The 23,843-nt window shown below is 57.6% G+C and carries 24 protein-coding genes; 11 read left to right on the top strand and 13 right to left on the bottom strand.

Annotation, left to right across the window (positions count from 1 at the left end):
- Window positions 1-135: 135 nt before the first annotated feature.
- The 4 genes from AAER43_RS02830 to yjiA all read left to right on the top strand — a co-directional run bounded on the left by AAER43_RS02830 (window position 136) and on the right by yjiA (window position 4,663).
- Entirely contained in the window at window positions 136-1,053 is a 918-nt protein-coding gene (locus AAER43_RS02830) for a WYL domain-containing protein (protein WP_023338986.1), read from the top strand.
- A 191-nt stretch (window positions 1,054-1,244) separates the two neighbouring features.
- Window positions 1,245-3,398, top strand: a complete 2,154-nt coding sequence (locus AAER43_RS02825) for a carbon starvation CstA family protein (protein ID WP_050863200.1) — start codon at window positions 1,245-1,247, stop codon at window positions 3,396-3,398.
- 97 nt (window positions 3,399-3,495) lie between these two features.
- A complete protein-coding gene (locus AAER43_RS02820) occupies window positions 3,496-3,699 on the top strand; it encodes a YbdD/YjiX family protein (protein WP_003856610.1) in 204 nt (67 codons plus the stop codon).
- 10 nt (window positions 3,700-3,709) lie between these two features.
- Window positions 3,710-4,663 carry a GTPase gene (gene yjiA / locus AAER43_RS02815; protein ID WP_023331944.1) on the top strand — a complete coding sequence of 318 codons (954 nt, stop codon included), beginning with the start codon at window positions 3,710-3,712 and terminating at the stop codon, window positions 4,661-4,663.
- Window positions 4,664-4,720: 57 nt separating this feature from the next.
- Here yjiA and AAER43_RS02810 read toward each other — a convergent pair whose 3' ends face one another.
- Complete coding sequence (locus AAER43_RS02810) at window positions 4,721-6,079, bottom strand: esterase-like activity of phytase family protein (protein WP_050863199.1); 1,359 nt, start codon at window positions 6,077-6,079, stop codon at window positions 4,721-4,723.
- Between the two features lie 410 nt (window positions 6,080-6,489).
- On the opposite strand from AAER43_RS02810, the gene AAER43_RS02805 reads away from it, so the two are divergent.
- Window positions 6,490-7,035 (top strand): YfaZ family outer membrane protein, encoded by a 546-nt coding sequence (locus AAER43_RS02805; protein WP_023331942.1) that lies wholly within the window; start codon window positions 6,490-6,492, stop codon window positions 7,033-7,035.
- A gap of 102 nt (window positions 7,036-7,137) precedes the next feature.
- On the opposite strand, the gene AAER43_RS02800 is transcribed toward AAER43_RS02805, so the two are convergent.
- On the bottom strand, window positions 7,138-8,508 hold the full coding sequence (locus AAER43_RS02800) for an NAD-dependent succinate-semialdehyde dehydrogenase (RefSeq protein ID WP_050863198.1): 1,371 nt from the start codon (window positions 8,506-8,508) through the stop codon (window positions 7,138-7,140).
- Window positions 8,509-8,659: 151 nt separating this feature from the next.
- On the opposite strand from AAER43_RS02800, the gene AAER43_RS02795 reads away from it, so the two are divergent.
- From AAER43_RS02795 to AAER43_RS02785, 3 genes are read left to right on the top strand one after another with little or no spacing between them, the layout of a single operon-like run.
- Window positions 8,660-9,412, top strand: coding sequence for an AraC family transcriptional regulator (locus tag AAER43_RS02795; protein WP_050863197.1), 753 nt, complete (start codon window positions 8,660-8,662; stop codon window positions 9,410-9,412).
- Between the two features lie 38 nt (window positions 9,413-9,450).
- On the top strand, window positions 9,451-10,104 hold the full coding sequence (locus AAER43_RS02790) for a LysE family translocator (protein WP_047343951.1): 654 nt from the start codon (window positions 9,451-9,453) through the stop codon (window positions 10,102-10,104).
- Between the two features lie 3 nt (window positions 10,105-10,107).
- The gene (locus tag AAER43_RS02785; protein ID WP_050863196.1) at window positions 10,108-11,379 is read left to right on the top strand and encodes a DUF445 domain-containing protein; all 1,272 of its coding nucleotides are present in this window, start codon (window positions 10,108-10,110) and stop codon (window positions 11,377-11,379) included.
- Here the strand turns inward: AAER43_RS02785 and AAER43_RS02780 are convergent.
- The 7 genes from AAER43_RS02780 to AAER43_RS02750 form a co-directional block, all read right to left on the bottom strand.
- Window positions 11,376-12,452, bottom strand: coding sequence for a DUF2955 domain-containing protein (locus AAER43_RS02780; RefSeq protein ID WP_014882400.1), 1,077 nt, complete (start codon window positions 12,450-12,452; stop codon window positions 11,376-11,378). The two genes, AAER43_RS02785 and AAER43_RS02780, sit on opposite strands and share 4 nt — an antisense overlap.
- Complete coding sequence (locus AAER43_RS02775) at window positions 12,442-13,509, bottom strand: HlyD family secretion protein (protein ID WP_100246798.1); 1,068 nt, start codon at window positions 13,507-13,509, stop codon at window positions 12,442-12,444. The genes AAER43_RS02780 and AAER43_RS02775 overlap by 11 nt, the downstream gene beginning before the upstream one ends.
- Window positions 13,506-13,976, bottom strand: a complete 471-nt coding sequence (locus AAER43_RS02770; protein WP_050863194.1) for a MarR family transcriptional regulator — start codon at window positions 13,974-13,976, stop codon at window positions 13,506-13,508. The genes AAER43_RS02775 and AAER43_RS02770 overlap by 4 nt, the downstream gene beginning before the upstream one ends.
- A gap of 151 nt (window positions 13,977-14,127) precedes the next feature.
- Window positions 14,128-14,829, bottom strand: a complete 702-nt coding sequence (locus AAER43_RS02765; RefSeq protein WP_050863193.1) for a winged helix-turn-helix domain-containing protein — start codon at window positions 14,827-14,829, stop codon at window positions 14,128-14,130.
- Window positions 14,804-15,199 carry an amino acid-binding protein gene (locus AAER43_RS02760; protein ID WP_050863192.1) on the bottom strand — a complete coding sequence of 132 codons (396 nt, stop codon included), beginning with the start codon at window positions 15,197-15,199 and terminating at the stop codon, window positions 14,804-14,806. The genes AAER43_RS02765 and AAER43_RS02760 overlap by 26 nt, the downstream gene beginning before the upstream one ends.
- Window positions 15,192-15,515, bottom strand: coding sequence for an antibiotic biosynthesis monooxygenase (locus tag AAER43_RS02755; RefSeq protein WP_032637589.1), 324 nt, complete (start codon window positions 15,513-15,515; stop codon window positions 15,192-15,194). The genes AAER43_RS02760 and AAER43_RS02755 overlap by 8 nt, the downstream gene beginning before the upstream one ends.
- A gap of 153 nt (window positions 15,516-15,668) precedes the next feature.
- Window positions 15,669-17,084 carry an aldehyde dehydrogenase family protein gene (locus AAER43_RS02750; protein WP_050863191.1) on the bottom strand — a complete coding sequence of 472 codons (1,416 nt, stop codon included), beginning with the start codon at window positions 17,082-17,084 and terminating at the stop codon, window positions 15,669-15,671.
- Window positions 17,085-17,184: 100 nt separating this feature from the next.
- Here AAER43_RS02750 and AAER43_RS02745 point away from each other — a divergent pair, with 100 nt between their 5' ends.
- Window positions 17,185-18,087, top strand: coding sequence for a LysR family transcriptional regulator (locus AAER43_RS02745; protein ID WP_023338980.1), 903 nt, complete (start codon window positions 17,185-17,187; stop codon window positions 18,085-18,087).
- On the opposite strand, the gene AAER43_RS02740 is transcribed toward AAER43_RS02745, so the two are convergent.
- A complete protein-coding gene (locus AAER43_RS02740; protein ID WP_050863190.1) occupies window positions 18,074-18,553 on the bottom strand; it encodes a carboxymuconolactone decarboxylase family protein in 480 nt (159 codons plus the stop codon). The two genes, AAER43_RS02745 and AAER43_RS02740, sit on opposite strands and share 14 nt — an antisense overlap.
- A gap of 103 nt (window positions 18,554-18,656) precedes the next feature.
- Between AAER43_RS02740 and AAER43_RS02735 the strand changes: the two genes are divergently transcribed.
- Window positions 18,657-20,045: a PLP-dependent aminotransferase family protein gene (locus AAER43_RS02735; RefSeq protein ID WP_023331931.1), complete on the top strand. Its 1,389-nt coding sequence runs from the start codon at window positions 18,657-18,659 to the stop codon at window positions 20,043-20,045.
- Between the two features lie 40 nt (window positions 20,046-20,085).
- Here AAER43_RS02735 and AAER43_RS02730 read toward each other — a convergent pair whose 3' ends face one another.
- A complete protein-coding gene (locus tag AAER43_RS02730; RefSeq protein ID WP_050863189.1) occupies window positions 20,086-20,247 on the bottom strand; it encodes a DUF1127 domain-containing protein in 162 nt (53 codons plus the stop codon).
- A 176-nt stretch (window positions 20,248-20,423) separates the two neighbouring features.
- Here AAER43_RS02730 and AAER43_RS02725 point away from each other — a divergent pair, with 176 nt between their 5' ends.
- Entirely contained in the window at window positions 20,424-21,842 is a 1,419-nt protein-coding gene (locus AAER43_RS02725; RefSeq protein WP_014882389.1) for a PLP-dependent aminotransferase family protein, read from the top strand.
- A 61-nt stretch (window positions 21,843-21,903) separates the two neighbouring features.
- Here AAER43_RS02725 and AAER43_RS02720 read toward each other — a convergent pair whose 3' ends face one another.
- Entirely contained in the window at window positions 21,904-23,025 is a 1,122-nt protein-coding gene (locus AAER43_RS02720; RefSeq protein ID WP_050863188.1) for a cupin domain-containing protein, read from the bottom strand.
- Window positions 23,026-23,159: 134 nt separating this feature from the next.
- Complete coding sequence (locus AAER43_RS02715) at window positions 23,160-23,762, bottom strand: ATP-dependent Clp protease proteolytic subunit (RefSeq protein ID WP_014882387.1); 603 nt, start codon at window positions 23,760-23,762, stop codon at window positions 23,160-23,162.
- Window positions 23,763-23,843 lie beyond the last annotated feature (81 nt).

The raw sequence follows: 23,843 nt of genomic DNA, 5'->3' as shown, positions 1-23,843 counted from the left end.
GCAAAAACTCCTAAGGTTTCCGCTAAATCACGCCGTTATACAACCATAAGATAAATTTTCTGTGCCTGAATACTGACATCTCTGGTCAGTGCTTCCCGCTTCATTCAGCGCATACCTAATATACAGGATGACCTTATGGCTAAAACGACGCGGAGCCGCTCGGCTGAACGTCTGGTCGATATTCTGGTTGAGCTACATTTAAACGGTGTGGTAAACCGCAGTGCGCTAATGACCAAATTTAAAATTACCGAGCGTACCGTCTACCGGGATTTAAATGCGCTCTCTCCTATCGTTGAACATACCGGTAACGGGCTATATCGGCTGATCCATTCCGCACAATCTCCCGGCGGACAAGGATTACATCACACACTGGCTAACTTCCTGAATGCAGATAACTTTTTCCCTGAAAGAAATACGGAATTCTGGCAAAAGCTGGAAACACGCGTTGACGAAAATCATATTCTTATCCTTGGTAACGACGCAGAGCACACGGTACAACGTGATATCAGCCGTCATTTAGCGAAAATTGAGAAATCTATTAATAACCATAATGTTTGCCAGATCGTTTATAAGGGTAAAACCCGCCTGATTAATCCCTATAAACTCATTAACAAAAAAAATATATGGTATTTACAAGCTACCGAAAATAGTCGGCTTAAATCCTTTTCATTGAGTCAGATTCGCTGGTTTGATATTCAGAAAACCCTTTTTACCCCTGAAGAGAATGTCCGCGCGCTCCTGGAAAAAAGCCTTGATCCGTGGGTGTCTGAAGATACTTTCACAGTGAAAATATTCATTAAAGATAATATTTCACATTACTTCCTGCGCCGGGATCTTCTGCCGGAACAAGAGCTGCTGGAAGAACAACGCGGCGGTATCACGCTGCGCTGCCGGGCGGCACACGAGAACCAGATCCTGCCGCTGCTGTTCTACTGGCTGCCGAACATTCAAATCCTGGAGCCGAACTGGCTGAAGGAGAAACTGGTTAAAACGCTGGAAAACTATCTGGCGATGGCGCGCAGCCCGGATAACCACGTGATCTCAATCACATAATTTCCTCCAGCGGCGGCGAGCCTTAACCACTCGCCGCTTCCTTTGACCGCTCACCCGTCACTTTCAACCACTCATTCATTTACCCACCTTTACACGCGCGAGGATCTGGCACGATCGCTCCAGCATTACTCAATACCTCCTCACAACGAACCTTGACCCTTTTTTCTTTACATAAAAAACCAGGTCTTACTATGGATACTAAAAAACTACTTAAGCACGTGCCCTGGGCCTTACTCGGGATCCTCGGTGCTTTCTGTCTGGCGGTTGTCGCATTACGCCGGGGCGAACACGTCAGCGCCCTGTGGATCGTCGTCGCGTCCGTTTCCGTCTATCTTGTGGCTTATCGCTACTACAGCTTATACATCGCGCAGAAGGTCATGAAGCTCGACCCAACGCGCGCCACGCCGGCGGTCATTAACAATGACGGCCTGAACTACGTGCCAACCAACCGCTACGTGCTGTTTGGTCACCACTTTGCCGCCATTGCAGGCGCTGGCCCGCTGGTCGGCCCGGTACTGGCCGCGCAGATGGGCTACCTGCCGGGTACGCTCTGGCTGCTGGCGGGCGTGGTGCTGGCGGGCGCGGTGCAGGACTTTATGGTGCTGTTTATCTCCTCACGCCGTAACGGTTCGTCGCTGGGTGAGATGATCAAAGAAGAGATGGGTCGCGTGCCGGGCACCATTGCCCTGTTCGGTTGTTTCCTGATTATGATCATTATCCTCGCGGTGCTGGCGCTGATCGTCGTGAAAGCGCTGGCCGAAAGTCCGTGGGGCGTGTTTACCGTCTGCTCTACCGTACCGATTGCGCTGTTCATGGGCATTTACATGCGCTTCCTGCGCCCGGGGCGCGTGGGCGAAGTCTCCGTGATTGGTATCGTGCTGCTGGTTGCCTCTATCTACTTTGGCGGCGTCATTGCGCATGACCCTTACTGGGGCCCGGCGCTGACCTTTAAGGACACCACCATCACCTTCGCACTGATTGGTTACGCGTTTGTATCCGCCCTGCTCCCGGTATGGCTGATTCTGGCACCACGTGATTACCTCGCGACCTTCCTGAAAATCGGGGTTATCGTCGGGCTGGCTATCGGGATTGTAATCATCAACCCTGAGCTGAAAATGCCGGCGGTGACTCAGTACATTGACGGCTCCGGCCCACTGTGGAAAGGCGCGCTGTTCCCGTTCCTGTTTATCACCATCGCCTGTGGTGCCGTGTCTGGCTTCCACGCGCTGATCTCCTCCGGCACCACGCCGAAGCTGATGGCCAACGAAACCGATGCGCGCTTTATCGGTTACGGCGCGATGCTGATGGAATCCTTCGTGGCGATCATGGCGCTGGTTGCGGCGTCTATCATCGAACCGGGCCTGTACTTCGCAATGAACACCCCGCCTGCGGGTCTGGGCATCACCATGCCAAACCTGCATGAGATGGGCGGCGAAAATACCGCGCTGATCATGGCCCAGCTGAAGGATGCCAGCGCCCACGCGGCAGCGACCGTCAGCTCCTGGGGCTTCGTGATCTCCCCTGAGCAGATCATGCAGACCGCGAAAGACATCGGCGAACCGTCCGTGCTGAACCGCGCAGGTGGCGCACCGACGCTGGCTGTCGGTATCGCACATGTGTTCCATAAAGTGCTGCCGTGGGCAGACATGGGCTTCTGGTACCACTTCGGTATTCTGTTTGAAGCGCTGTTTATCCTCACCGCGCTGGATGCCGGTACCCGTGCGGGCCGCTTCATGCTGCAGGACCTGCTGGGTAACTTCGTGCCGTTCCTGAAGAAAACCGACTCTCTGGTGGCGGGTGTGCTCGGCACTGCGGGTTGCGTAGGCCTGTGGGGTTACCTGCTGTATCAGGGCGTGGTTGATCCACTCGGCGGCGTGAAGAGCCTCTGGCCGCTGTTCGGTATCTCTAACCAGATGCTGGCCGCTGTGGCCCTGGTACTTGGCACCGTCGTACTGGTGAAAATGAAACGCACCAAATACATCTGGGTGACCGTCATTCCTGCACTGTGGCTGCTGCTCTGCACTACCTGGGCGCTGGGCCTGAAGCTGTTCAGCACCAACCCGCAGCTGGAAGGCTTCTTCTTCATGGCGAACCAGTACAAAGAGAAGATTGCCGCAGGCGGCGCAGATCTGACCGCGCAGCAGATTGCCAACATGAACCATATCGTGGTGAACAACTACACCAACGCAGGTCTGAGCATTCTGTTCCTGGTGGTGGTGTACAGCATCATTTTCTACGGTATCAAAACCTGGCTGAAAGTGCGTAACGCCGAAGGCCGTACGGATAAAGAAACGCCGTACGTGCCGGTGCCGGAAGGCGGCGTGAAGACCTCTTCACACCATTAAAAAAAATGGCGGGTGGCGCTACGCTGACCCGCCCTACAACGGTACTGTAGGCCCGGTAAGCGTAGCGCCACCGGGCTTTGTCTTATCAGGATGCATTATGTTTGGTAACTTAGGCGAAGCGAAAAAATACCTCGGTCAGGCGGCAAAAATGCTGATTGGTATTCCGGACTATGACAACTACGTTGAGCATATGAAGACCAACCATCCGGATAAACCGTACATGACCTACACTGAATTCTTCCGCGAGCGTCAGGAAGCACGCTACGGTGGAAGTGGAGAAGGCGGCGTCCGCTGCTGCTAAAGGAGAGAACATGACCCCGATTGCCGTCACCCTGCTGACCGGTTTCCTCGGCGCCGGTAAAACCACCCTGCTGCGCCACATCCTGAACGAGCAGCACGGCTTCAGGATCGCCGTCATCGAAAACGAATTCGGTGAAGTCTCCGTGGACGATCAATTGATTGGCGATCGCGCCACGCAGATCAAAACCCTGACCAACGGCTGCATCTGCTGTACCCGCTCAAACGAGCTGGAAGACGCCCTGCTGGATCTGCTCGACAGCCGCGATCGCGGTGAAATCGACTTCGACCGCCTGGTGATTGAATGCACCGGCATGGCCGACCCCGGCCCGATTATTCAGACCTTTTTCTCCCATGACATTCTTTGCCAGCGCTACCTGCTGGACGGCGTCATCGCCCTGGTCGATGCGGTTCACGCCAACGATCAGATGAACCAGTTCACCATCGCCCAGTCTCAGGTGGGCTACGCCGACCGCATCCTGCTGACCAAAACCGACGTGGCGGGTGACAGCGAGAAACTGCGTGAACGTCTGACCCGCATTAACTCCCGCGCGCCGATTTACACCGTGACGCACGGCGATATCGACCTTTCACAGCTGTTCAACACCAACGGCTTTATGCTGGAAGAGAACGTCACCACGAAACCGCGTTTCCACTTTATGGGAGACAAGCAAAACGACGTGACGTCGATTGTGGTGGAGCTGGATTACCCGGTGGATATCAGCGAGGTCTCCCGCGTGATGGAGAACCTGCTGCTGTCATTTGCCGACAAACTGCTGCGCTACAAAGGGATGCTGTGGATCGACGGCGAACCGAACCGCCTGCTGTTCCAGGGCGTGCAGCGCTTATACAGCGCCGACTGGGATCGCCCGTGGGGCGATGAAGCGCCGCGTAGCGTAATGGTATTTATTGGCATACAGCTGCCGGAGGAAGAGATTCGCGCGGCGTTTGCAGATCTGAAAAAATAACCGCCCTGCTTCCCCTCTCCCCCGTGGGGAGAGGGGAAGGTTGAGGGGTGCCTAAACTTATTTCAACGCCTCCGGCAGCGTCACAATCCACAGCTCACTATCCGACTCCGGCTTCTTCAGCGGCTTCACGCTAAGCGTGGTTTCAACCGGTTTATCATCCAGCGTCAGCTTGCCTTCCGCGTTCACCCGATAATCCTTGAGCTTCTTGCCCTCGACCGGATTTTGCATCGCCACCTTCACGCCAAAGTCATTATCGTTCGCTACGGCAAGCCGTTTGCTGTCGATCAGCGCCAGCCCTTCAGCTTTCTCCTGCTGCCAGCCCAGCGCGCGCAAATCAACGACCTGCGTTTTTGCCGCAAGGGTAATGCCGCGCTGCTTCAGGGTTTTCTCATCATCAAACTCCGGGTACTCGCCCGGCTTGTCAAAGGCGCTCAGGTCGCTCGCCTTGCTGAGGTCCACCTTGTAGATAAGGTTACGCATCCCGTCATTTTTATCGCTGCCCTGCTCAATCAGCAGGATATGCTGGTCATCAAGCGCCACGATGTCGCCGATTTTGGCATCACTGTTTTTGCTGTAGGCCGCGCTGTCGATAGGGTAGCCGTACATCGCTGTTTTGCCGGTCGCCGGGTCGAAGCTCACGAGACGCGTAAACAGCGCCTGCTTTTTGCTTTTACCGTCGATATCCAGCGTACTTTGTACCGCGGCGATAATGCGCCCGTCCGGCATACGGGTCAGGCCTTCAAAGCCCCGGTTCGGTTGACGCCATTTGATAACGTTTGGCAGACCGCCCGCGATCGACTTTTCCCCTTCCGCCGCCTGCGGGCCGTGGATCGCCAGGATTTTCCCTTTACTGTCGACGTTAATCAGAAACGGGCCATACTCGTCGCACAGCCAGTAGCCGCCTTTGCCATCCGGCGTGATGCCTTCCGTATCCAGCCCGCGGTTGTCACCCTTCAGCGTCTTTAGGGTGTCGCTAAACGCCACCTCATTGGTGGATCCAATCACGCCGCTTTGCAGCGGCAGACCGTTAATCTCGCCTTTATCGTCATGCAGCGGGCGGTCATCCGTCGCTTCTGCTTTACCGTTCTGCACGCGGATGGTCATCAGCAGCGGCGCGAAATCCGGCGTGACAAAAATTTTGGCTTCATTTTTACCCATTTTTGGCGCATCGGCGTTTGGACCGCGATCGGTCACGGTTGCAAAGGTCAGAGCATCGCCCTGCTTACCCGTAAACAGCAGGCCAGAGCCAATGCCCACCGGGAGTCCGTTCGGAAATGCGCTGGCGAACGCGCCGCTGTAGTTGACGTGTGAGCCTTCAGGAAAGCTGACGACATAGCGTTCAGCCGTGGGCTGTGCCGCCAGGCCAGAGAAAGAGAACGCACAACCAACCAGCACAGGAATGATTTTTCTTTTCATATTGTTAGCATCCAGTAAGAGAAGCCAACAACGTAATGAACAAACGTGTCAGAAAAATGACATCGCAGGGAAAGGCGCCTACGCGAGAGGACGTGTTTTCACCACCATAAGTGTAAATCTTTGTTGTTTTATGTGATTTTTGAAATATTTTTGGGAATTTCTAGAAACTCCATTATTACACCTTCAGTCACTATCCCGTCCTCGTTCAGTTTATATTTAGTCAAAAAACTAAACGGCTTCTAAACGCCTGAAAATCACGCGTTGACTCCCGTTCAATCAAACAAAAACGCAACATTAAATAAATTAAATTTAACAAAACCAGCATAAAACAGCGACTTGCATCACATTTGCAGTCATAAACATCGCTTGTTATGGTGCCTCCAGATTAATTTGATGATGAGGCACGAAACATGAAAAAACTGAATATCCTTCTTCTTTCTGCACTGACCGCCCTCTCTGGTTCCGCACTGGCCATGGGCGGTAGCGTTGAGCAGGGTAAAAACTTTACTAACCTCAATCTGGAAATGGGCAAATCCTCATCCGGCCTGTACGCCGAAAGCAACTGGCTCAAAAACACCGATGACGGTACCCAGACCGGTGGCGTAGGCGCAGGCTACAACCTGGAAGTGGGCCCGGTCATGCTGAACGCAGGCGCGAAGGCGATCTACATCGGCCCGAAAAAAGGCGATAACGGCGTGGCGTTCCCGATTGGTGGCGGCGTAAACGTTGCGCTGACTGACAGCATCCATGTCTATGGCGAAGGTTACGTTGCGCCTGAAGGCCTGAACAACAGCGTGAAAAACTACGTGGAAGCCAACGGCGGCGTAAGCTGGACGCCTGTCACGCCGCTGACCCTGAAAGTGGGTTACCGCCACGTGAGCGTTGATGGCAAAGACGGTCGTCCTGGCCACACGCTGATTGACGGCGCATACGTGGGCGGTGGTGTGTCCTTCTAAGGCTGTATTGCGCGTTTCGCCCGGCGGCGCTACGCTTGCACGGGCCTACGGGTTTTGTAGGCCGGGTAAGCGCAGCGCCACCCGGGAAGAAAGGCGATGACGTTATTTACGCACCACCACCAGCTTCTGGTTCACAAACTCTTTGATCCCCAGATCCGACAGCTCGCGTCCATAACCGGAGCGCTTCACGCCGCCGAACGGCAGCTCTGGCGCGGTATCGGTGAGCCAGTTGATGTACACCATCCCGGTCTCAATCCGCGACGCCATTTTCTTCGCGCGCTCGATATCCTGACTGAATACCGCCCCACCCAGGCCATAGTGTGAATCGTTCGCCAGGGCGACGGCCTCGTCGTCGTTTTTCACCACATACATCTGGGCCACCGGACCGAAGAACTCCTCGAAATACGCCGGGTTGTCGCGAGAGATATTCGTCAGAATCGTCGGCTCGAAGAAGCTGCCGTCACGCTGAACAGGTTTACCGCCATAGTGCAGCGTCGCACCGTTTTTCACCGCCTCGTTAACCTGTTTGGTCAGCGTTTCAAGCGCATCTTTAGACGACAGCGGTCCCAGCGTGGTGCTTTCGTCCAGCGGATCGCCAATCTTCACCTGCTTAAACGCCTCGGTGAATTTGCTCAGGAAGGCATCCGCAATCTTTTCATGCAGGATAAAGCGCTTCGCCGCGGTACAGACCTGCCCGGCGTTGTTGAGGCGCGCACTGACCCCCGTCTTCACCGCTTTTTCGAGGTCGGCGTCATCCAGCACCACGAAGACGTCGTTACCGCCCAATTCCAGCGTGGATTTCTTGATGTGCTTCGCCGCCTGTGCGGCCACGACGCTACCGGCTTTTTCGGAACCGGTCAGCGCGGCACCCTGGACGCGATCGTCAGCGATGATGTTCGCCACCTGATCGGACGAGATAAACAGGTTGGTCCACGCCCCTTCCGGCGCACCCGCCTCGCGTACCAGATGGGCAAAGGTCTCAGCGCAGTGCGGTACAATGCTGGCGTGTTTGGCGATGACCGGGTTCCCCGCCGCCAGGTTCGGCGCCAGAACGCGCATCAGCTGGTAGTACGGGAAGTTCCACGGCTCAACGGCCATCAGTACGCCGATAGGATGATGCTCCACCCACGCTTCCCCAAGTTCAGAGGGATACTTCACCGGCACCAGGAACTGCTTCGCGTTGTCGGCGTAGTAGCGGGCGATTTGTGCGCACAGCTTCACCTCGCCGCGGCTCTGCTCGATGAGCTTACCCATCTCCTGACTGGCAATTTTCGCCAGATCGTCCACGCGCTCGTCGATCAGGTCGGCAAGCTTATGCAACACCGGGAGACGCTGGTTGATGTCGCCTTTCGCCCAGTCAGAATGGTAAAGCGCATCAGCCGCCTTCAGGGCCGCTTCAATATCCGCGTCGGTATGTGAGGGGTATTCTTTGATGAGCTGGTTAGTGGCAGGATTTACTGTCTGATAAGCCATATCGAATCTCCATGTTTTACCGCTTAGGGTATTAAGGGTAGTCAACATGACTGGCTATGGACGTAAAGTTGGGTATATCCGGACGGTTCCTAATGAAGCGCTGCCAGACGGTTCCCTGACGTGGTATAAAAAATGTCCAGAAGGAGTTCCCATGACCGATATCCGACACATCCTCCAGACTTTTCACCGCGCCTCAGGCCTTGAGCTGCGCAGCACATGGCAGAGCACGCAGGCCTACAAACGTCATTGTCATCCCCAACTCTCTATTGGCGCGATTGTGGAAGGCCAGACCTGCTGCGTGTGCCATGACAGGGAGTACATCCTTCATCCCGGGGATCTGATTGTGATTCCGGCTTATGCGCCGCACAGCTGCAACCCCATCGCCGGGCAAGCGCGCAGCTACCATATGCTCTATATCGACACCGATCGTCCTCTGGCGCTCCAGGTGATCCGTAACGCTACGTTCTTTAAGCACTTCCTTGATATTGTTGAGACAATGTCGCCTGCATCCGTGGACAGGCTGCTTTCTGCCCTTCCCCACCGTGCGGATAACCCTGATGCGCTGCGTTCAACCAGCCAGCATATTCAGCAGGCACTTCTTGCCGATCTGGCTGCACCGCCTTCGCTTGATGAACTTGCTCAACGCTTCTCGCTACGCAAGGAGACGCTGATTCGTACCTTCCGGCAGGACACCGGGCTGACGCCGGGCAGCTTCCTTAATATCTCCCGCGTGGAATACGCCAAAGCACGGCTGCGCGCCGGGGATGATATTGCCGACGTGAGCTACCAGAGTGGGTTTGCCGATCAGAGCCATTTCCATAAGACCTTCGTTCGCTATAGCGCCGCTACGCCGCGCCAGTACGCCACAGGACGATCAATATCAGACAATAATCAGGATACGTAACACCGTAAGGTGATCTCAGTTACGGCTATGAGGTCACTATGGAACTGTTCTTCCCTTCCGCTTTTCTCGCCCTGGCGCTGGCGCATTTTGTTGCGCTGTTAAGCCCGGGTCCGGATTTCTTCTTGCTTGTGGGCTACGCGGCGCGCTACCGACTGCGCGGCAGCGCCGGGCTGTGCCTCGGCATCGCCGCGGGTAATGCGCTCTATATTGTTCTGGTGATTGTCGGCTGGAGCGCCCTGCGCCAGTTTACGTGGCTGTTTACGCTAATCGAACTGTCCGGGGCGCTGTACCTGCTGTGGATTGGCTCGCACCTGGTGCGCAGCCGACCGCAGACGCTGGCGCTTAATGAAACTCATCAGCGGCTTCCCGCATTGCGTAAGCAAATCCTGCTGGGGCTCGGCTCGGCACTGCTTAATCCGAAGAACGCGCTGTTCTATCTGGCGCTGATGACGGCGTTACTGGGGCCAGACGTCACGCTGCTTCAGCAGGCAACCTGCGGCGTCTGGATGGTGATGGTGGTGCTGGTGTGGGATCTGGCGCTGGTATCGCTTATAGGGTTGCGAGCGGTGCAACAGAAGCTCAGCCGTGCGCTCTGGTGGATTGAACGCACGGCGGGCGTGGTGCTGATGGGGTTTGGTGGGTGGGTGCTGTGGCGATTTTTGCATTTTCTTCCCGTCTCCCTCTATCCTTAACCCATGGAAAAAATAGCTGAACTCAAACGCGCTAAGCTTCTCGCGCTGTCGCTGCTGCTGGTTGCCGCCGCGGCGTTTATCTTCACTCTGTTCCTGCCGCAGACTTTCTGGGTGCGCGGGGTAAAGGCGATTGCCGAGGCGGCGATGGTCGGCGCACTGGCGGACTGGTTCGCCGTCGTTGCGCTGTTTCGCCGGGTCCCCATTCCGTTTATCGCGCGCCATAGCGCGATTATCCCGCGCAATAAAGACCGTATCGGCGACAATCTTGGCCAGTTTGTGCAGGAGAAGTTTCTGGATACCCAGTCCCTGGTCGCGTTAATCCGCCGCTATGAACCCGCGCACATGATCGGTGCCTGGTTCAGCAAGCCTGACAACGCCCAGCGCGTCGGGCTGCATCTGATGCAGGTGATGAGCGGGTTCCTTGAGTTGACCGACGACGGGCGCATTCAGCGGATGCTCAAACGCGCGGTGCATAAGGCCATCGATAAGGTCGATTTCACCGAAACCAGCGCCGTGATGCTGGAGAGCATGACCAAAAACAACCGCCACCAGGTGCTGCTCGATGCCATCATCAACCGCCTGATTACCCTGATTCAGCGCGACAGCACGCGGGAATTTATCTCTGACCAGATCGTCCACTGGCTGAAGACCGAGCATCCCCGCAAAGCGATGGTATTGCCCACCGAGTGGCTGGGCGATCAGAGTGCAGAGATGGTATCGAATGCGGTGAACACGTTGCTGGACGATATCAGCCACGACCGCACGCACCAGATCCGTCAGGCGTTCGACCGGGCCACGCTGAAGCTTATCGACAACCTGAAAAACGATCCGGAAATGGCGGCGAAAGCCGACAACATCAAGCACTACCTGAAAAATGACGAGGCGTTTAACCGCTATCTGGGGGAAATGTGGGCCGATCTGCGCCAGTGGCTGAAGGCGGATATGCAAAGTGAAGACTCGCGCGTGAAGCAGCGCATCACCAACGCCGGGCTGTGGTTTGGCGAAACGCTGACAAACGATGCCAGCCTGCGGGCGTCGCTGAACGAGCATCTGGAGCAGGCCGCGCATCGCGTCGCGCCGGATTTCGCCGCGTTCCTGACCCGCCACATCAGCGACACGGTGAAAAGCTGGGATGCTAAAGACATGTCCCGCCAGATCGAGCTGAATATCGGCAAAGATCTGCAGTTTATCCGCGTCAACGGTACGCTGGTGGGCGGGACGATTGGCCTGATCCTGTTTTTACTCTCGCAGCTGCCTGCCGTGCTGGGGCATTAATCCGCTTTGGGCGGCGCGATGATATAGCGCGTCGCCTCGAAGCGATTCAGGATTAAATGCACCAGAAAGACCATCGTCAGCGTCGCCACCAGCGAAAACGTGACGGAGGTGATGCGATAAAGATCGCTGAACACCAGGTCGCTGTCAGGGTGCATGTTCTGCCCGAACATAATGCCGATGGTGGTAATACTTGAAAATCCTACGCCTGCGCCCACTTTCTCCATCACATGCAGACGTGCGCCAAACGCCAGCCCAAGGCCAATCAGCGGCATCATGAGCAGCATATGGCTACTGTGGTCGTAGAGGATGAGCTGGACAACCAGGATATAAAGACAGCCCAATACCACGCCGACCACGCGCCAGATGGAGCTCATCACCGCGCCACGATAGTGCATCGGGAACAGGATCAAAATCCCGGCCATCAGCGCCGAGAGGGAATCGCTTAAGTCACTGATTTGAAAAACGACGAAAATCAGCGTCGCGACGGTGCCGGAGAGCAGCGACTCATGGCGCACGCGGGCATCGTCTTTCTCAATCAATGGCGGCGGCTTGCGGGGTTCCACGTCCGGCAGGAGATAGTTCATCAGCGCGCTCAGGCACACCGCCATCACGCTCGCTTCGATGTTGGAAAACAGCAGCGTGTGCCAGTTGGTGGTGGGGTAGCTCATAAAATTGAGCATCACGCTCTGGCACACCACGCCCATCGACCCGAACAGGAACAGCGGCCCTTTGCTCATAAAGCGAAAACGCATGACGTACAGGGCAAACACCACCAGCGTCATGATGACCGGCCATTGCGACAGATAGCCGATGATAATCACCATTTCAACGCAGTTCAGCGATGCACTGAAGATAAACTGCTTCGCCACATGGCGGTTGAAGACCGGCACCAGCGAGAGCAGCATGATCGGGTAGACCACAAAAAACACGCCGTAGCTGGTGTTGTAGAAACTGGAAATGCTCAGCGCAATCATCCCTGCAAAGACGATGCGCAAAGTCTGGCGAAAGTCGTTTGCCGTGTAGACGATGTTACCGTGCGGGGTAAACACCCGCGCCAGCGTATTAATAGACATAATGCAGCAGGCTCACCAGATGGATCTGCATCCCGGAGAAGAAGCGCGCAAACGGCCCTTCACTGTTATAGAGCTGGACAGTCGCCCGCGCGCCGGTCGGCAGTGGCTTCGGCAGCGCCTCGTCCAGCATGACGTGAATGCGCATGCGCTGGGCGTCACGCACCCAGCGGTTCGAGGTTTCCGGCTCGGAGAGCTGGCCGTTCACCGCCTCCTGACCCGCGAGGATCCCCGCGTCGCTGCTGGTCACGTGGGCGCGGAAGACGCGTCCCGGAAAGGCGTCAAACACCACCGCGGCATCGGTGCCCTGATGGGTATGGCGCAGGCTTTTCTCGCGGAAATCGGCCACGATGTCGGTCTGGTTGTTCACCAGCGCCAGCGCCGCTGCGCCTGAGGAGGCATAAAAACCGGGGCTTAACTGCAGGTTACTGACCGTGCCGTCTGCCTGAGCATACACCTTCGTCCAGCCGAGATTCAGCTCCGCCTCATCCAGCGCGTTGCGGTATTTTTGCAGCGTGACGTTGCGGTGTTCATCCCGCTCGCCGCGCTGAATACGCAGGTTCCGGATATTAGCCTGAATCGTGCTGACGGACTGCTCGCTGCTCTGCCAGGTGGTCCGGACTTTATCCAGATCCGCCTGCGAGACGTTCTGTAACGTGCTCAGCTTCTGATAACGTTCGAAGGTCACTTTATCGTTACGCGCGGTCAGCACGGCGGTTTTCAGGCTGGCCTGCGCGGCGGCGATCTGCGCGTCCAGCTGCTGGTTGGAAAGACGAGCCTGCTCCAGCGCGATTTGCGCCGCTTCCACTTTATTGCGAAACGGCGTGTCGTCGAGTTCAAACAGCAGATCGCCCCGCTTCACCTGGCTGTTGTTGTGCACATGCACGGCCGCCACATAGCCGGAGACACGCGGAGAAACCGGCGTCACCACGCGCATCACGGTGGAGTCCGGCGTCAGCGGGATCCAGATATCCGCGACGACAAAATAGATAAACATCAGCAGGAAAGAGGCAATACTCACCCTTACCCAGCGGGCAAACTTTTGTTCAGGGGTCATTATTTTTCGGTCTTGTTGTCTTCTTCGCGGATTGTCCGCAAATTACAGGCGATTTGATTCAGGGTGGCGCTGAAGATCTCGATATGTTCCGGCGCGATATTTTGCGATACCCGCGCCTGATAGGTCTCAATCACCTGAGTAAGCCTTTTCAAAATGGCTTTTCCCTCAGGCGTCAGCGTCAGAAGCCGGATGCGCTTGTCATAAGGCGATGTGGTGCGCAGCAGGTAACCCTGTTTTTCCAGCTGTGTGAGCGTGCGCATCAGCGGCGGCAGTTCAATGCCCTGCACCTCCGCCAGCTCACTCATTGAGACGTTATCCCCAAGTTGAAAAAGCTGCATCATCACCGTCCAGCTCGACTGGGTTAACCCGGTATCGAGAATGGCATCGTCGATCACCGCACGCCAATGACGCACGATCATCGCCATCCGCATACCCATCGGCCTGCGGCTAAACAGTTCTTCTTCACTCATAGGGAGTCCCTCTCGTCACACGCAGTCAAGATAATAGTTATCAGGGTAAGTATCAAGAAACGAGGGACGAAAGCGCAGGAATTGCGAAAACGACGTTCTCCCTCTCCCTGTGGGAGAGGGCCGCGGTGAGGGCATCAGCCCGCAGCGGAATTTAACGGCTAAAGCTAAAATGTCGGGTAATGGCACTTTTCCCCGACGCCGTCACCACCACCTCCCTGTACCCCCTCACCCGCTGGATCCAGCCTTTACTCTCCAGATAAGTGAGCAGCGCCGTGCCCGCATCTCCCCCAAGATGAAACCGTCGCTCGCTCCAGTCGAGGCAGGCGCAGCAGGCCTTACGACGGGGATGAGCATTTAATGGAATGCCGAGTTTCAGAAACTGCTCACGGCCATACAGGGTGAGCGCGGAACCGTCAGCCTCCAGCCAGCCTTCCGCCTGCATAAAATCATAGATCTGAACCGCCACCGTTCCGGCAAGATGGTTATAGCAGGTGCGGGCTTCACGCAGGGCTTTTGGCGCAGACGTTTCCGGCGGCGTAATGCGGCTCCAGGAGAGCCCCATCATCTGCTCGACCAGCGCCGCGACGTCGTGCCCGGCAAGGCGATAATAGCGGTGCCGCCCTTGCGATAAACACGTAATCAACTTTCCCTCCACCAGCCGGGCGAGATGCCCGCTGGCGGTCGACGGCGCAACATCTGCCGCAGTGCTGAGTTCGGTAGCGGTCCACGCCCGCCCGTCCATCAGCGCGCAGAGCATCTTCACGCGCGAGGGATCGGCCATTGCCGCCGCCACCGCCGCAATGGCCTGTTCCAGTGCCGCGCTGTTCTCAGGAGGCTGGTTCGTTTTTAACATGGGGTGCCCAGGGTTCGGTGATCTCTGCGGCCAGCTTATCATCATCCGTCAGCAGAATAAGGTGATTCGCATGGTCGCTGTACTGGGTAAGAATAGACACACCGCGTGCCGCCAGCACCGCCGCGATGTCACCTAACTCGCCTGGCCGCTCCTGCCTGAGTTTTCTGATAACCGGCTTGCGCACCGCCTGAACGGTAAATCCGGCCTCCATCAGCACGCGGCAGGCTTTTTCCCCGTCCTCCACCAGGAAATGGGCATCGGTACCAAATACGCCGCCCCCCTCCAGCCCCACGCCGTGACGGCCTAACAGTTGCCCAAAGCGCGCCAGCTCGCCGGGCCTGTCGCTGAAAATCACGTGAACGTCATGCATTCGCTCGCCCTCCGTTTTCGGAACTGTATTCCCGCACGACCTGTGCCACGCGAATGCGATAGTACGCAAAAATGGATCCCCGCCCTTCGGCCTGCGCCGCCTGGTGAAAGACGTTTTGCTTCCAGCTGCGGATGGCCTCTTCATCCCGCCACCAGGAAAGGGACAGGATTTTGCCGTCGGTGGTCAAACTCTGAAAGCGCTCGATATCAATAAAACCATCAATGTCGGCCAGCAAAGGTTTGAGTTCGGCGGCGAGTTGCAGGTAGCGGGCCTGATGATGAGGCTCCGCTTTGGCTTCGAAAAGGACTGCGATCATAAGTGTCTCTCCGTTGTGATAGTGAGGAGAGAATGCAGAGAAAATTAACTTCATACTTCGGCGACTGACGAAGTGTTTTTGCCGGATGGCGCTGCGCTTATCCGGCCTACGAGCGCCTGTAGGCCCGGTAAGCGCAGCGCCACCGGGCAGGTTTTAGCCCAGGATCGACCTCGGCTCCATAAACGCCCGAATCCCCCACTCACCCATCTCGCGCCCCACGCCGGAGTGCTTAAACCCGCCAAACGGCGCTTTCGGCTCATGGGCAAGCGTATTCACCAGCACGCGCCCGGAGACAATCTGCTGCGCCACGCGGCGGGCGCGGTCCACATCCTCACCCAGCACCATCGCGCTCAGGCCGTACTCGGTATCATTGGCAATCGCGATAGCCTCCGCTTCGTCCTGATAGGGAATGATGCACAGCACCGGGCCAAAAATCTCGTCGCGGGCAATCACCATGTCATTATTCACGTCAGCAAACAGCGTCGGGCGTACAAACCAGCCGTCCTGCTTCCCCGCTGGCCGCCCTTCGCCTCCTGCCAGCAGCCGTGCGCCCCCGTCGAGCCCCTGACGAATATACCCCTGCACCCGCAGCCACTGCTTCTCGCTGACCATCGGGCCGACGTCCGTGGCACTGTCGCGCGGGTCACCGGATTTCACCGCCGCCACGGCCTGCGCCAGCGCGGTTTCGATTTCCGTTTTACGCGACTGCGGCACCAGAATGCGCGTTCCCGCCACGCACGCCTGCCCGCTGTTCATAAACCCGGCCTGAATCACCAGCGGGATCGCCTGCGCTAAGTCCACATCATCCAGCAGGATCGTCGGCGATTTACCGCCCAGCTCCAGCGTCACGCGCTTAAAGCTTTCCGCCGCGTTACGCAGAATGGCCTTGCCGGTATTCGTCGAGCCGGTAAACGAGATTTTCGCCACGTCCGGATGGCGGCTGATGGTGTCCCCGACGATGTCACCGCGCCCGGTGACAATGTTAAACACGCCCGGCGGCAAAGCAGCATCGCGCAACGCTTCGGTGACAATCCGGGTTTGCAGGGCGCTCATTTCGCTCGGCTTAATCACTGCCGTACAGCCTGCCGCCAGCGCGACCGCCAGCTTGCCGCAGATAAAACCCGCGTCGCTGTTCCACGGCGTGATCAGCCCGGCCACGCCAAGGGGCGTCATCTGTACCGTCGCGGCCCCCGCGGTTGTCTCGAACTCAAACGCCTCCAGCGCCTCAATGGCCTGGGCAATCACCTCCGCCGGATAGCGGGCCATCCAGGCGGAACGCGAGGCGGGCGCACCATACTCTTCAACGATCGCTTCCAGCAGATCGTCGTGGCGAGCGACCACGGCGGCGTGCATGCGTTTTAGCGCCGCGATGCGTTCCGGCTTTGTGGTCTTTGACCACGCCGGAAACGCCGCCTTCGCCGCCGCGATAGCGCGCCCGGCGTCAACCTCATCCGCCAGACGAACCTGACCAATAACCTGCGCCGTCGCCGGGTTATACAAATCAAACCATTCGGTGCCGTGCGGGGTAACAAACTCGCCGTTAATAAAAATCTGTTCGATCTGGTGCATATAAACCTCCTCAGGCTGTGTGAGCACAGTCTGGCACGGCTTCTCCGTTGCGATAATCCACGCTATGCTGCAAGGGTTGTTTCGATTTTCAGGATAATCTATGCATCGTTCAGGTCTGACAGAGCTGGAAGTGGTGATGGCCGTGGTGCGCCGCGGCAGTTTTCGCGGCGCGGCGCAGGAGCTCGGAATGTCCGCGACGGCGGTGAGCAATGCCATTGCCGGCCTGGAGAGCCGCCTTGAGACTCGCCTCTTTAACCGCACCACCCGCAGCGTGGCGCTTACGGACGCCGGGCAGCGCTACGTGGCGCGCGTGGGGCCGGCCTTGCAGGAAATCCGCCTCGCGGGTGAGGAGATCCACAGCGACACCGGGGAACCTGCCGGAACGCTGCGTCTGAACGTGCCGAACCATATCGGCTCGCTTTTTCTCGACCAACTGCTGATCGACTTTATGATCCGCTACCCGAAAATGCGCGTGGAGATCGTCAGTGAAGCACGCATGATCGACATCGTCGCCGAGGGTTACGACGCGGGGATCCGCCTCGAAGAGTCCATCCCGCAGGACATGATCGCCGTACCGCTGACAGGGGAGATCCGCCAGCTCGTCACCGCCACGCCAGATTACTTCGCACGTCACGGCATTCCGCAAACGCCGGACGATCTGCTGCAACATCAGGGGATCGGCATGCGTATGGCTCACGGCGGGATCTACCGCTGGGAGCTGGCCCGTCGGGGGGAAACGTACGCGCTTGCCGTGCCGCCGCGCTTTGCGACGTCCGATCTTTTCGCTTCGATCCGCGCCGTAAAAGCGGGGTTAGGCGTGGGATTTTTGCCGGAACTCTATATCCAGGAAGAGCTTGAGAGCGGGGAACTGGTGAGCGTGTTAAACGACTGGACGCAGCCGTTTGCCGGGCTGCGCCTTTACTATCCTGGTCATCGCCACGTCCCGCCAGGGTTACGGGCGCTGGTGGCGATGATCCGCGAGCGCGGCATTATTCCAGGTTAGCTTTATACAACCCGTAAGCCGCATCCAGCGAGCCTGGCGCCATGCGAGAGGTAATTCCCAGACGGTTCCAGGCGTTAATCGCCACGATGGCGAAGTTCAGCTCTGAAATCTCAACGTCCGAGAAGTGCTCCGCCACGCTGCGGTAAAGGGCATCGCTCACGCCATGCACGCCAATCTGCGTCAGCGCTTCGGTAAAGGCCAGCGCGGCTTTTTCGCGGGCGCTGAACAGCGGGGATTCACGCCAGGCCGCCAGATGGTACAGGCGCAGCTCGCGTTCGCCGGCAATTTTGGCCTCTTTCGAATGCATATCCAGACAAAAGGTACAGCCGTTCAGCTGCGACACACGAATGTCGATCAGGTGCTTCAGCGCCGGGTCGATGGAGGTTTTCGCCACCTCCATGCTCAGGGCAGACAGTGCGTTAGCGAGGGCAGGTGTAACTTTATGGTGGTTGACGCGAGTGCTCATGGTCTTTCCTCTTTTTTTGTGCGGCATCGGTGATGCGATGAGGCAAATCTACGCCGTTCATGACATAGTAAAAAGACACAAAAAGCGTGAAATGAGGTAGGACATGAAGCCGGGCTATCACGAGATCTACTCCCGCTATCGCGACAACATTACGCGCGGCGTGCTCAAGCCGGGCGACAAAGTGCCCGCCATCCGCGTGCTGGCCGAAGAGCTGAAGGTGGCGCGTAAAACGGTCGAAACGGCGTATGCCATTCTGACGGGCGAAGGGTATCTGGTTAGCCAGGGCGCGCGCGGCACGCGGGTCAACCCGGACTTACTGTTGCCGGAGCGTCCTGCCCCAACGGAACAGCCTACCGGTACGCTTCCGGCATCGCTTATCAGCCAGCGCGAGCGGGCAGGGTTTCTGCGCCCTGGCATCCCATCCCTCGACAGCTTTCCGTACAAAAAATGGCTGCTGCTGGCAGGCCAGGCGACGCGCGCCATGCGTCAGGAGGAGATGCTTAACCCGCCCGTTCTGGGCTGGTACCCGCTGCGCCAGGCCATCGCCAGCTATCTCAATATCTCGCGTGGCTTGTCCTGCACCGCCGGGCAGGTGCTCATCACCAGCGGCTACAGCGGCAGCCTGCGCCTGATCCTCGACACGCTCGCCAGCCGCAGCGACAAGGTGGTGTTCGAAGATCCGGGTTATTTTATGGGCCAGCAGCTCCTGAAGCGGATCGTGCCGCGTCTGCACACGGTGCCGGTCGATCGCTGCGGCATGGACACGGAATACCTCCTCCGCCACCATCGCGACGCCCGTTTTGCCCTCGTCACCCCGTCGCACCAGAGCCCGCTGGCGGTGACGCTCTCCCTGCCGCGCAAACAGCAGCTGCTCGACTGGGCCAGCCAGAACGAGGCGTGGATCATCGAAGACGATTACGATGGCGAGTTTCACTACACCCGCAAGGTGTTGCCGTCGCTGAAAAGCCTCGACCAGCACGACCGGGTAATTTTTATGGGCACCTTCAGCAAAACCATCATGCCGTCGCTGCGCATGGGATACGTAGTGATGCCCGCCAGCACCGTCGGGGCGTTTACCGACTGTGCGGACATTACCACCAGCGGCCAGCCGGTGCTGACGCAAAAGATCCTCACCGCATTTCTCAACGAAGGCCATTTTTTCCGTCACCTGAAAAAGATGCGCGCGCTGTATCAGACCCGCCGCGACTGGATGATTGCCGCCCTGCGCGAGGTGTATGGCGATCTGTTTTTCACCGAGCAGAACGACGGCGGGATGCATATCGTGGCGTTTCTGACCAAAGGAAGTTGTGACCGCGAAGTGGCGCGCTGCTGGCAGGAACAGCAGCTGCAGGTTAACGCGCTCTCCGAATGGTATCGCGGGTCGGGAAAACGCTACGGGCTGGTGATGGGCTACAACAACGTGCGGACATACCAGGAGGCGGTGGCGTTGCTGGAAAGGCCGAAACGGCAGACGCTTGCCCTGTTGAGTTGAACATCGCCGGGTGGCGGCTGCGCCTGACCCGGCCTACGGTTTAAATGTCATTGCGGGATAAACCCACATCTTTGAGCTGCTCATCGCTCATCTGACTCAGGATGCGGCGGGTACGGTTGATGCGATACCAGTTACGCAGCGTTTTCGCGATCCAGACAAACGCGATAAACGGTCTTTTAGAACGGTTCTCGAAAAATTCCATGATGCTCTCCTCACTGTGCCAGTGGGGTTATCATCCTGGAAATCCGCCTGTGCAATACAGATGCAAAAACACCTTTTGTTTACCATACAGATCCGCTAAAACGGTATCTGCATGGCATTTTTTACGGCAATCTGTACTGGTTTTACAATCTGTATGGTGAAAACAAAGGATACAGCATGACGCGCTATCAACATCTGGCCAATCTCCTGGCAGAACGCATTGAACAAGGGCTGTATCGCAGCGGCGAACGTCTGCCGTCGGTGCGCACGCTGAGCCAGGAGCATGGCGTGAGCATCAGCACCATACAGCAGGCTTATCAGATCCTTGAAAACCTCCAGCTGATCACGCCCCAGCCGCGCTCCGGCTATTTTGTTTCGCAGCGTAAAGCCCAGCCGCCCGTCCCGGCGATGACGCGCCCGGTGCAGCGCCCCGTGGACGTCACCCAGTGGGATGAGGTGATGATGCTGCTGGACGCCCGCGCTGACAAAGAGATGATCTCGTTTGGCGGCGGTTCGCCGGACATTAACCAGCCGAGCCTGAAGCCCCTGTGGCGCGAGATGAGCCGCATCGCGCAGCATAATCCGGGTGAGATGCTGAGCTATGACGTGCTCGACGGTCGCCTGGAGCTGCGCGAACAGATCGCCCGCCTGATGCTGGACGGCGGCTCCACCGTGGCAGCGAACGAAATTGTCATCACCAACGGCTGCCACGGCGCGCTGTCGATTGCCCTGCTCTCGGTGTGTCAACCGGGGGATATCGTGGCGGTGGAGTCGCCGTCGTTTCACGGCACCATGCAGATGTTGCGCGGGTTTAACATCAAGGCGATTGAAATTCCCACCGACCCGGAAACCGGGATCAGCATTGAGGCGCTTGAGCTGGCGCTGGAGCAGTGGCCGATCAAAGCGGTGATCCTGGTGCCCAACTGCAATAACCCGCTCGGGTTTATCATGCCGGAAGCGCGGAAAAAGCAGGTTTTAGCCCTCGCCCAGCGGCACGACATTGTGATTGTTGAAGATGATATCTACGGCGAGCTGGCGGCGGAGTACCCGCGTCCGCGAACCATTCATTCGATGGATATCGACGGCCGGGTGATCCTCTGCAGCTCGTTTACCAAAACCGTGGCACCAGGTCTTCGCGTGGGCTGGATTGTGCCGGGACGCTATTACGACCGGGTGATGCACATGAAATACGCCGCGGGCGGGTTTAACGTACCGGGCACGCAGATGGCGGTGGCGGCGTTTATTCGCGACGGCCATTACCATCGCCACGTCCGCCGTATGCGCCAGATTTATCAGCAGAATATGGAAACCTATACCTGCTGGGTACGGCAGTATTTTCCGGCAGGGATTTGCGTGACCCGCCCGCAGGGCAGCTTCCTGCTGTGGGTTGAGCTGCCGGAGAAGGTGGATATGGTGTGCGTCAGCAAGCAGCTGTGTCGGCTGAAGATCCAGGCCGCAGCCGGGTCGCTGTTTTCCGCTTCAGGGAAGTACCGCAACTGCCTGCGCATCAACGTGGCGCTGCCGCCGACGGACAAAAATCGCGAGGCATTGAAGAAGATGGGTGAAGCGATTGTGATTGCGATGGAGGAGGGCTAGTGCGGCCTGATGCCCTCACCCCGACCCTCTCCCACAGGGAGAGGGAGAAAACCGTGCCGCACTACTCGTCGAAGTACCAGTACCCCTGGTTAATCAGCCCGGTGAGCTCTTCAACAAACGCCGGGTTTTTCAGCGCATCGCCCAGCTCGGCCTGGCCGAGTTCGGTGTAGCGGCACAGCGCATCCGCGGCCTTCGCATCCACCGTCTCAAGCTGTTCGCTGTTAATGAAGAGGCTGCCGTTAATATTCAGCACGCGCAGGCCGCTCAGGCGAGACAGCGTTTCGCCGCCCTGAAGCGCATCCAGCACCTCTTCCGGCACATACGGTGGCTCGGCGGCGGCAATATCCAGCTCGTGGCGCGGCGTCGAGACAAAGCTGCCGAACCATTTCGTGAAATCATCCGGCTTGCTGATCATCTCGATCATCATCTGACGAATGCGATCGAGCTCGTACTGCTCCACGCGGCCCGGGTGTTCACGACAGGTCAGATCCGGATCGCTATAGTGCTCGCCGCCCAGATCGTTTTCCAGCGCGTAATCGGCGAAGCTGCTGATCAGATCGCGACCGTTCGGCCCGCGGAAACCGACGGAATAGTTAAGCGCCGTTTCGTGGGTAAAGCCGTCGTGCGGGAATCCTGGTGGAATGTAGAGGATATCGCCCGGCGCAAGATCTTCGTCGATGATCGGCTCAAACGGATCGACATGCAGCAGTGCCGGATGCGGGCAGAACTGACGCATCGGCAGCTTGTCACCCACGCGCCAGCGGCGGCTGCCCATCCCCTGAATGATAAACACATCGTACTGATCGATATGCGGACCCACGCCGCCGCCCGGCACGGAGAAGGAGATCATCAGATCGTCCAGTCGCCAGTCCGGCAGAACGCGGAACGGACGCACCAGTTCCGCCGCGGGCATATGCCAGTGGTTCACCGCCTGCGCCAGCAGCGACCAGCCCGTTTCGCCCAGATCGTCAAAGTGTTCAAACGGACCATTACTGGCCTGCCATTTGCCGTTAGCGTGGCTCACCAGACGGCTGTCGACTTCCGGCTCCATCGCCAGACCTGCCAGCTCGTCCGGGGTAATCGGATCGACAAAATTCGGGAAGGCATTTTTCAGCACAACGGGTTGTTTTTGCCAGTATTTTTCAAGAAATTCCGGCCAGTTCAGGTTCAGTTGATACGCCATGGGTAGCACCAGTGAGAGGGGAAACAGGCGCGATTATAGGGGAGACGGTGGAGGGGGAACTTGTCATGGGTCAAACCAGCTCGCGTAGGTCGGGTAAGGCATTGCCGTCACCCGACGCAATACGGCGCTAAAACTTAGTCCAGCTTCAGTTCGTCATAGTGGGTAATCAGCTTGCCCACGATGCCGTAGTCCAGCGCTTCTGCCGGCGACATCCAGAAGTTACGGTCGGTGTCTTTTTTCACTTTCTCCAGCGGCTGGCCGGTGGCGTCAGCAATCAGCTTGTTCACGCGATCCAGCATGCGGATGATCTCGCGCGCTTCGATCTCAATATCCGTTGCCTGACCGCGCACGCCGCCCAGCGGCTGGTGGATCATAAAGCGGGTATTAGGCAGGGAATAACGGTGCTCTTTTTTCGCCGCCAGGAAGATGGTGATCCCCGCGCTCGCCACCCAACCGGTACCGATGACGTGCACTTCCGGACGGATGAATTTGATAAAGTCGTGGATGGTGTCACCCGCTTCCACGTGGCCGCCCTGGCTGTTGATATACAGCTTGATCGGATCGTTGCTGACGCTTTGCAGCAGGATCATCTGGGTGATCACCTTCTGCGCCAGCTCCTGGTTGATCTCCCCGGAGATCACAATCGAACGGGATTCCAGCAGTTTTTGCTGCAGAGCGCCCGCGCCGTTTGACCCTTCCGCCTTATCCTTGTCGCTTTCTTTCAGTGTGTAGAGCATTGTTGTTTCCTCAGCTTGTCGCGCTCAAAACCAGAGTGTAGCCTGTTTTACGGGGTAAAGTCCTCAGAGACAGATCGCGAG

This window comes from Enterobacter sp. FUJ80071, from assembly GCF_038739915.1.
Classification (GTDB): domain Bacteria; phylum Pseudomonadota; class Gammaproteobacteria; order Enterobacterales; family Enterobacteriaceae; genus Enterobacter; species Enterobacter kobei.
The sequence above is the reverse complement of the archived record's forward strand: the minus strand, read 5'-3'. Positions and strand labels throughout refer to the sequence as shown.

What these genes read in the sequence shown, in the direction of transcription:
- AAER43_RS02830 (WP_023338986.1), top strand. Translation starts at nt 136, where the DNA reads ATGGCTAAAACGACGCGGAGCCGCTCGGCTGAACGTCTGGTCGATATT.
- AAER43_RS02825 (WP_050863200.1), top strand. Translation starts at nt 1,245, where the DNA reads ATGGATACTAAAAAACTACTTAAGCACGTGCCCTGGGCCTTACTCGGG.
- AAER43_RS02820 (WP_003856610.1), top strand. Translation starts at nt 3,496, where the DNA reads ATGTTTGGTAACTTAGGCGAAGCGAAAAAATACCTCGGTCAGGCGGCA.
- yjiA (WP_023331944.1), top strand. Translation starts at nt 3,710, where the DNA reads ATGACCCCGATTGCCGTCACCCTGCTGACCGGTTTCCTCGGCGCCGGT.
- AAER43_RS02810 (WP_050863199.1), bottom strand. Translation starts at nt 6,079, where the DNA reads ATGAAAAGAAAAATCATTCCTGTGCTGGTTGGTTGTGCGTTCTCTTTC.
- AAER43_RS02805 (WP_023331942.1), top strand. Translation starts at nt 6,490, where the DNA reads ATGAAAAAACTGAATATCCTTCTTCTTTCTGCACTGACCGCCCTCTCT.
- AAER43_RS02800 (WP_050863198.1), bottom strand. Translation starts at nt 8,508, where the DNA reads ATGGCTTATCAGACAGTAAATCCTGCCACTAACCAGCTCATCAAAGAA.
- AAER43_RS02795 (WP_050863197.1), top strand. Translation starts at nt 8,660, where the DNA reads ATGACCGATATCCGACACATCCTCCAGACTTTTCACCGCGCCTCAGGC.
- AAER43_RS02790 (WP_047343951.1), top strand. Translation starts at nt 9,451, where the DNA reads ATGGAACTGTTCTTCCCTTCCGCTTTTCTCGCCCTGGCGCTGGCGCAT.
- AAER43_RS02785 (WP_050863196.1), top strand. Translation starts at nt 10,108, where the DNA reads ATGGAAAAAATAGCTGAACTCAAACGCGCTAAGCTTCTCGCGCTGTCG.
- AAER43_RS02780 (WP_014882400.1), bottom strand. Translation starts at nt 12,452, where the DNA reads ATGTCTATTAATACGCTGGCGCGGGTGTTTACCCCGCACGGTAACATC.
- AAER43_RS02770 (WP_050863194.1), bottom strand. Translation starts at nt 13,976, where the DNA reads ATGAGTGAAGAAGAACTGTTTAGCCGCAGGCCGATGGGTATGCGGATG.
- AAER43_RS02765 (WP_050863193.1), bottom strand. Translation starts at nt 14,829, where the DNA reads ATGTTAAAAACGAACCAGCCTCCTGAGAACAGCGCGGCACTGGAACAG.
- AAER43_RS02760 (WP_050863192.1), bottom strand. Translation starts at nt 15,199, where the DNA reads ATGCATGACGTTCACGTGATTTTCAGCGACAGGCCCGGCGAGCTGGCG.
- AAER43_RS02755 (WP_032637589.1), bottom strand. Translation starts at nt 15,515, where the DNA reads ATGATCGCAGTCCTTTTCGAAGCCAAAGCGGAGCCTCATCATCAGGCC.
- AAER43_RS02750 (WP_050863191.1), bottom strand. Translation starts at nt 17,084, where the DNA reads ATGCACCAGATCGAACAGATTTTTATTAACGGCGAGTTTGTTACCCCG.
- AAER43_RS02745 (WP_023338980.1), top strand. Translation starts at nt 17,185, where the DNA reads ATGCATCGTTCAGGTCTGACAGAGCTGGAAGTGGTGATGGCCGTGGTG.
- AAER43_RS02740 (WP_050863190.1), bottom strand. Translation starts at nt 18,553, where the DNA reads ATGAGCACTCGCGTCAACCACCATAAAGTTACACCTGCCCTCGCTAAC.
- AAER43_RS02735 (WP_023331931.1), top strand. Translation starts at nt 18,657, where the DNA reads ATGAAGCCGGGCTATCACGAGATCTACTCCCGCTATCGCGACAACATT.
- AAER43_RS02730 (WP_050863189.1), bottom strand. Translation starts at nt 20,247, where the DNA reads ATGGAATTTTTCGAGAACCGTTCTAAAAGACCGTTTATCGCGTTTGTC.
- AAER43_RS02725 (WP_014882389.1), top strand. Translation starts at nt 20,424, where the DNA reads ATGACGCGCTATCAACATCTGGCCAATCTCCTGGCAGAACGCATTGAA.
- AAER43_RS02720 (WP_050863188.1), bottom strand. Translation starts at nt 23,025, where the DNA reads ATGGCGTATCAACTGAACCTGAACTGGCCGGAATTTCTTGAAAAATAC.
- AAER43_RS02715 (WP_014882387.1), bottom strand. Translation starts at nt 23,762, where the DNA reads ATGCTCTACACACTGAAAGAAAGCGACAAGGATAAGGCGGAAGGGTCA.